The sequence below is a fragment of the bacterium genome, from assembly GCA_024226335.1.
GTDB lineage: Bacteria > Myxococcota_A > UBA9160 > SZUA-336 > SZUA-336 > JAAELY01.
The window spans coordinates 1-7,119 of sequence record JAAELY010000378.1; the positions used below are offsets into that span (position 1 = coordinate 1).

Annotated in this window: 6 protein-coding genes; 4 read left to right on the forward strand and 2 right to left on the reverse strand. The window is 61.6% G+C overall.

Annotated features, from left to right (window positions below; genetic code table 11):
- The 3 genes from GY725_19375 to GY725_19385 all read left to right on the forward strand — a co-directional run.
- Positions 1–270, forward strand: a 270-nt coding sequence (locus GY725_19375) for a hypothetical protein (GenBank protein ID MCP4006346.1), incomplete at its 5' end; no start/stop codon positions are given.
- Positions 271–330: 60 nt separating this feature from the next.
- Positions 331–546 (forward strand): hypothetical protein, encoded by a 216-nt coding sequence (locus GY725_19380; GenBank protein ID MCP4006347.1) that lies wholly within the window; start codon positions 331–333, stop codon positions 544–546.
- 25 nt (positions 547–571) lie between these two features.
- Entirely contained in the window at positions 572–1,105 is a 534-nt protein-coding gene (locus GY725_19385) for a hypothetical protein (GenBank protein ID MCP4006348.1), read from the forward strand.
- A 4-nt stretch (positions 1,106–1,109) separates the two neighbouring features.
- On the opposite strand, the gene GY725_19390 is transcribed toward GY725_19385, so the two are convergent.
- Both GY725_19390 and GY725_19395 read right to left on the reverse strand, forming a co-directional pair.
- On the reverse strand, positions 1,110–5,228 hold the full coding sequence (locus GY725_19390) for a hypothetical protein (GenBank protein MCP4006349.1): 4,119 nt from the start codon (positions 5,226–5,228) through the stop codon (positions 1,110–1,112).
- Positions 5,229–5,326: 98 nt separating this feature from the next.
- Positions 5,327–5,734 carry a hypothetical protein gene (locus GY725_19395; protein ID MCP4006350.1) on the reverse strand — a complete coding sequence of 136 codons (408 nt, stop codon included), beginning with the start codon at positions 5,732–5,734 and terminating at the stop codon, positions 5,327–5,329.
- A gap of 168 nt (positions 5,735–5,902) precedes the next feature.
- On the opposite strand from GY725_19395, the gene GY725_19400 reads away from it, so the two are divergent.
- The coding region (locus GY725_19400; protein MCP4006351.1) for an AAA domain-containing protein at positions 5,903–7,119 on the forward strand (1,217 nt) is incomplete at its 3' end.

The following is a 7,119-nucleotide window of genomic DNA, read 5'->3' on the forward strand; positions in this document are numbered from 1 at the left end:
ACCCGGGACCTCAGCCACCGCCTCGCCGAGCGCGGCATCAAGCTCGAGCTCTCCGAGCCAGCCCGCGAATACATCGCCCGCGAAGGCTACGATCCCGTCTACGGCGCCCGCCCCCTCAAGCGCTACCTCCAGAACCACGTCGAGACCCGCATCGGCCGTGCCCTGATCGCCGGGGAGGTCAGCGAAGGCGCGACCATCGAAGTCGGCCTCGAAGGCGGCGAGCTGGCGGTCGAGATCCGTGAAGGGCTGGTGGCTCAGGCGGTGGGTTGAGGCACCTGTGGCAGAATCGCGCTCATGCTAGAATAGCCTGGCTGGCCAAAGGAGGTCTCCATGGAACGCGTCTACGAAGATCAGCACCCCGAGGACTCGATCCGCAAGCCGTCCGGCCTGCGCTCGTCTGGTGAGAGCGCAGAAGCCGCGGCGCCGGCCTCTGCCGAGGATGCCTCCGAGGTCTTCGAGCTGCGGCCGCTTTCCCAGCGCCAGGCCATGGCTCGTGTCCAGAAGAGAGGCCCGGCTCGCTTCCGCTTCGTGACCGACGGCGACTGATCCATCCTTGAGGCGAGCGGAACCGTTGAGCCGCGACTACCCCTGGTACGAGATCGCCCCTGACGACGGGCTGGAACAGGGCGACCTTCTGATGTCCTGCCCGGTCATCACTCCGTCTCCCGACCTGACGTTCCCGCTCCCCGACGACTACCTTCCCGTCGACATCGCTGACTATGACGTTGTGGTCATGACCCAGTCGTGTGATCTTGCCAACGAGAAGGTTACCGACATCATCGTCTGTCCCCACTGGGATCTTCAGACCGCCGGAGCGATGGATCCCGCCCTCGGGAGGAAGGGCGCAGCGAAGCAAGTTCTGAAGGGCCGCTTCGGGCGGTATCTCATGCTGGCCGGCTCAACCGAGCCTGAACTGCCGATGGACGTGCGTATTGTCGACTTCGGCAGGATCTTCAGCTTGCCCAAGAGCTACGTGCAGGACTTCGCCGCCACGCAAGACAAGCGGCTTCGACTCTGCCCGCCCTACCGCGAGCACCTGGCTCAGGCGTTTGCCCGGTTCTTCATGCGGGTCGGACTGCCGCAGGATATCGAGCTGCCGCAGTGAAGGGTCAGACCTTGTCGAGGGCGCTCGTCAGTTCCAGGGCCATCCCTACGCGGTTTTCGATCAGCTGATCCCAGACGTCGAGGCACTCCTGATGGATTGCTTCGTATTCGGGATCCCTTGAGCTCTGCTCGTAGAGCCTGAGCATTAGCGGGGCGAGATAGTGAGTATCGCCAGCAATCCCGGTTCGCCCGTCGCGCGAAGCTGGAGCGAGGTGCTCGGCAAAGGTACGGCCAGCCTGTAGGATGCAGTCAGCGAAGGGGGTCAACGGTCCCTCATACATCTCCAGCGAATGGAGGAGTGACGGGTCGCGCTTGAAAGCCTGCGACCGTGCGAAAGCGACCATGAAATCATCCTGAGGCTCGAATAGGCTCAGATTGCAGCGGTAGAAACATTGTGAAACAAGTCCTAGGACTTTCTCGTCGGTGTCTTCCGCAAGCAGTTTCAGAAGCCTCTTGCAGGGCGCGTGAAACCTCGATTCGCTGAGCCAGTCTGCGGCAACCTCTGCTATACCCCTCCGTTGAGCCGGAGTGCCTTCGAGGCAGCTCCTCAAGAGATCCTCGGCAAGTCCCTGGGTGAGGCTACAATGCGTAACGTGCTCAGCACCAGCCTGTGCTACCTCTTCGGTCTCCGATCCGATCATGCGGAGCAGCATTGGCTGCATGCGTTCGAAATGATCCCAGCGCGCCCGGTTAACGAACCGTCGCACGTCTCGGCAAGCGAGCATCGCCGGGTAGTTGGTGGTGATGTCACAAGCCTTGAAGAACCAGTTCATTGCTTGCTCGGCGTTGATCCCGAACGCCGCCCGACACACTGCCGTGCTGGCTACACGGACAACCGGATGCGGATCATCGATCAGGGCTTCAATGCCCGGCGTGAGGGCGGCCAATATTCCATCATCCTGATGGGCAAAGAGCACAGAAGCTATGGTGTAGCCCACCACGCTGCGAGTACTGTTCCACGTGTTGTCGTCGATATTGTCGGCGTCCCAGCCGTCACCAAGATTGAGCGTGCCTGGTCGGGGGTCTGCATGGTGTCGCGCGTGGTACAGTAGATCAGCGATAACCTCGGGGGGCCAGTCGTTCTGCGCGTGATTGTGCACGACCCAAGCCATGGGTCGTGCGAGCTTCGGATCTTCGTGGATCTTCGGCAGCAAAAGTACTTGCCCGAGAACATCTCCAGAAGCCGGCGACCAGCTCGATTGTCGATCCGCGGGCAGGGTGTTGGGAGGTCCGGTTATTTGAAGACTTTGCAACAATGATTGAAAATAGCTTGCGTCCACTGTGGCCGGAAGCCGAAGTGCAAGCCGTGCGAACCGCTCAGGCTGTCGTGCGGTGACAGTGCCGAGCTTGACAGAGAATGATCGTTGTGACGACGATATGATATCGATCCATCTCTGGTCACTCAACCGTTCCAGCGATTCAGGCGTGCGGGATGGGCGGGTGTGGCCGTCGCCTGTGCCGAAGTTTGCGTAGAAAAAGCCTGTGCTCAGCCCTCTGAATTTTCTTGTGAGTATCCTCTGGAGCCGCGAAGCGCCTTCCGAACACTTGCCCTGGTTTGTCTTAGACTTAGCGCGAGTGGCGGAGCCCGTAAGCAAGTGCGGCAGGAGATGGTACTGAGTGACTCCGAAGCTGCTCGGGTACTCTAGGTGAGCCTTCCTGAGCCCAGTCTTCATGAACTGCTCATGGCGAAACCGATAGTCCTCGAGAAGCTTCGGCTCTTGAAATCTCATAAGGAAGGTCTCGAAGCGCCGGAAGGCACTCTCGGAGCAGCAGGCGGCGAAACGCTCGATGACTTCACCAGAGACAGCCCAAGGCGAATCGGTGTAACGATAACGCAGGCGGAGCCGCTCGGGCCTCTCCATTAACCAACTGAGAGCCCAGTCTGCCAACTCTTCAACGTCCTGTGGCGCACTCCTCAGTGCTTCCATTATGAGAAGCTGAGCCAACGGCGTATCGAACTTTCCTTCGGTGGAGAGTATCTGCCAATTATCTTCGGCAAGCTGGTGCCCTATGCTGCTCAGCAGGCTTAGTATCGGATCTAGTTCTCTCGAATCAAGGCTCCCGGCCGCAAGGATGGGTGAATCGCCGGCACCGACCCGTCGCGCTGCCTTGAGCACGAGGGCTGTGGCTGGAACCAAACGAAGCCAAGCGAAGAGGAGCTCTTTAGCGTCAGCGTCTCGAAGATCGACATCTTCGAGGCCATGCCATTTCGACTGCCGCTGCCAGTAGCGAGTCGCACTGGCTCGGCCGCTGACCTGAGCTGTCCAGCGGAGTAGCAGAGCGAAAAGTAGTTCGCATAAACGCGCAAGGTCCGAAGAGCCGAAGTCCTTCCAGGAGATGTAGTCGGTAGCAAGGTCGGCTTCGATCAGGCGCAGCCGGAGCGCGAAAAGCCCGTCAGAGTCTCTGGCTGCCTTGGAGGAAAGCACCCTCACGCAGCGGAGCGACCATTCTTCGTCACTCTGTTCGTAAGGCGCCAACAGCCTTGCTACACGATCGCCGCAGGTCTCGGAAACGCTGCGCAGCGCCAGCAATGCCTGGTCGCGCAGAGCTTCATCCTCTTCAGTCAACCAAGTTGCCCAAACATCAAGATCATCGAGGGCCTCGAACCACGGGCCATGACCAAAGACCGTCTCAGCGAGGAGGTGCTCGCGCCAGGAGTCTTGTCCGAGAAGTTGCGAGATGAGATCGATTTCTTGCGTCGAAGGTCTTTCGAGTTGACCGAGGAACTGCAGGGCCAGCTGCTTTAAGTGAAAACGTACAGGTTCTGAGTCGAGGAGCTGGCGTAGCCCCGTCAGGTACTGGGGCCTGGATTCGTCACGCAACACACCAAGTACAAGCCGCAGCTGCTCGCGGCGAAACAGCGACTGTTGCGCCCGTTTTCCGAGCCATTCCAGGACGGTAGACTCATCGGCTTCTATCTTTTCCACCAACCGCTCGGCAAGGAGCGAGTCCAGGTAGCTCTGGTGGGCGAAGGTCACGGTATTGTCACTGAGCTGGAGCACGCCGAGCGATTGAAGTGCCTTTGCCGGCTTTGAATGGCGGCGGAGCAAACTCCGCGGTGCGGTGAGCGATGCTCTCTGGTCCATCCACTCGACAAGCCGATCGAGCAATGCGTGCGCCTCGTTTTCGGAGACCCCCTCCCGATCGAGTTGCTGCAAGCGATTCTCCCAGAAGGCGCGCATGAGCTCACGTTGGCTTTCGAATTGCGGCGGAGCGTCGCCAGTGACAAGGATGTCGATCCAGATCTTGAGATGAAGAACGTTGCGCAACAACATGCGTTGGCGGGGAGTGAGGGGATCGTAGGCGCCGCCTCGGTCTTCGATCGCGCGGCGAACCCTGTCGTCCGTGAGGTCGCCGATCGCGATCTGCTTCAGCTCTTCTTGGCCTTGTTTCCAGCTTCTGATCTGCGGATCGTTCTCGAGATCGAATGTTCGGCAACATACGACGACTTGAAGATTGCTCGCGAGCGCCTCGCGGATCATCTCTTGACCAACCGCCCAGGCGTTGCTGGCGTGGGCGCTCGTCCAGCGCAGAGCATCGAACTGGTCGAGGATCAACGCTCCCGGCCGATCACCGGCCAGTGCATGAAGGTGTGCCGCAGGCGAGGCGAGGAGTTTCAGCTCGTCGCTGTAGTTCTGAACGCTGCCAACCGGACGCTGGCGGTCCAGGCGCAACGGCAGATATGGGACCTCTAGCTCATCGAGGCGGGTGGTCAGCTCATAGAGCACGCCGCTCTTGCCAATGCCAGCGGTTCCGTGAAGAACGACCAACCGGGGTGCTCTGTCATCGAGCAGGTTCTCGAGCACAATCTGCGTCTCAGGACGTTCGATTAGCCGCCCACCTGCCAACTGAGATTGCAGCGATTCAACGAACTGCCGCTGGAGTGATTCGACACACGGCCGCAGGCGCTCGTCCCGAGCCAGGTTACGGGCCTGGAGCCCGTTCGCTCGCAGATGCCGAACGATGTCGTCGACGTAGATCGGCTTGCGCAGTCTTCCGCGGGCGAGATCCATCAGGACGCTCAGGGCGGTCCCTGGGTCGCCCGCGATCCAGGAGCGCGCCTGACTCCTCATGTCGCGATTCGTTTCCAGGTCGTCAGCGAAGAGGTGGGTATCGGAGCGCATCAGGAGATCGTGTACTCGCTGCCGATCTTCCTTTCGGGAAGGATCCATATCCACGGCATGGCAGAGACGCTTAAACGCCTGCGGCTTGCGGTCGGGACCTACCTGAATCGAATCTGGTGGTGATAGAACGACTCGGCATCTCTCGAGTCCCGTGCGCTGCGCGTCAGCTCTTTGAGCTCGATGGCAGGAAGAGCCGAAACGAATCGGAACCGGTGCTGGGGTGACCGCTCGAGCTGGAAGCGTAGGTTACGCAGAACGCCGCGGTTTGCCAGGTCGGCCATGGTCCACTTTGGGCTATCACGGTTCTCCCCCTTGCACTGGTGGGCCTCCCGTACGCCGTCGGGCAACGTCGCCAAGAGATCGACACCCTGCTCGTCGGGCCCCACTGGCGAGATCGTTACCGACTGGACCTCCTCTGCTAGTACGAGCAGGAGCTGTCGAACCGCCCAGCGATCCTCGTAGCGGCCTCCCAGTCGATCCGCGTAGCCACCCGGTTCCCACGACATCGCCGTTTCCTCAACCGAAAAGGAGTTCAGATGGCGCAAGGCCCCAAGTCTCGGAGGGCTCCGATCCCGCAGCAACCGGACGTCCTGACCGCCAACACCAGAGGAAGTAGAGACCTGGCGTCGCCGCGTGAGCGTGGCCGATCCGATCGCTGAGCGTAGCTTTCATGTGTGGGTACCTTGGCAGTCGCTTGTCCTGAGCGTCAATCGTATCGCGGCTCGTGCCGTCACGCTCTCATATCGAACGCCCAATTGGAGAGCGAGAAGGCGGCGATCGATCGCCTGGGCAAGCTGCGCGAGGAGATCGAGAGAGTGCGCCAGCAGATCGAGGTCGCCGAGCGCGAGTACGATCTCAACCGCGCCGCCCAGCTCAAGTACGGCCAGCTCACCCAGCTCGAGCAGCAGCTCGCCGAGGAGGAGCAGAAGGCTCAAGAGCAGACCGAAGGCCGCCTGCTGCGAGAGGAGGTTACCGAGAACGAGATCGCTGACATCGTCTCGAAGTGGACCGGCATCCCCGTCACCCGGCTGGTCGAGGGCGAGCGCGACAAGCTCCTGCGCCTCGACGAGATCCTCCATCGCCGGATCGTCGGCCAGGACGAGGCCGTCCAGCTGGTCGCCGACGCGGTCATCCGCGCTCGCTCCGGGATCAAAGACCCGCGGCGGCCGATCGGCTCCTTCATCTTCCTCGGCCCCACCGGCGTCGGCAAGACCGAGCTCGGCAAGACCCTGGCCGAGGCCCTCTTCGACTCCGAGGACAACATGGTGCGCATCGACATGTCGGAGTACATGGAGAGGCACACCGTATCGCGCCTGATCGGCGCGCCGCCGGGCTACATCGGCTACGACGAGGGCGGCCAGCTCACCGAGGCCGTGCGCCGCAAGCCCTACTCGGTGATCCTCTTCGACGAGATCGAGAAGGCCCACCACGACGTGTTCAACGTCCTGCTCCAGATCCTCGACGACGGCCGGGCCACCGACGCCCAGGGGCGCACCGTCGACTTCAAGAACACCGTGATCATCATGACCTCCAACGTCGGCTCGCCGCACTTGCTCGAGGGCGTCACCGACCGCGGCGAGATCACCGAAGCGGCCCGCGAGGCGGTCACCCGCGAGATGCGCATGCAGTTTCGCCCCGAGTTCCTCAACCGGGTCGACGACATCGTGCTCTTCAAGCCCCTCTTGCTGTCCGAGATCCAGCAGATCGTCGGCCTCCTGACCCGGGACCTCAGCCACCGCCTCGCCGAGCGCGGCATCAAGCTCGAGCTCTCCGAGCCAGCCCGCGAATACATCGCCCGCGAAGGCTACGATCCCGTCTACGGCGCCCGCCCCCTCAAGCGCTACCTCCAGCACCACCTCGAGACCCGCATCGGCCGTGCCCTGATCGCCGG

Coding starts and splice junctions, on each gene's coding strand:
- GY725_19390 (MCP4006349.1), bottom strand. CDS start 5,228: ATGCGCTCCGATACCCACCTCTTCGCTGACGACCTGGAAACGAATCGC.
- GY725_19380 (MCP4006347.1), top strand. CDS start 331: ATGGAACGCGTCTACGAAGATCAGCACCCCGAGGACTCGATCCGCAAG.
- GY725_19395 (MCP4006350.1), bottom strand. CDS start 5,734: ATGTCGTGGGAACCGGGTGGCTACGCGGATCGACTGGGAGGCCGCTAC.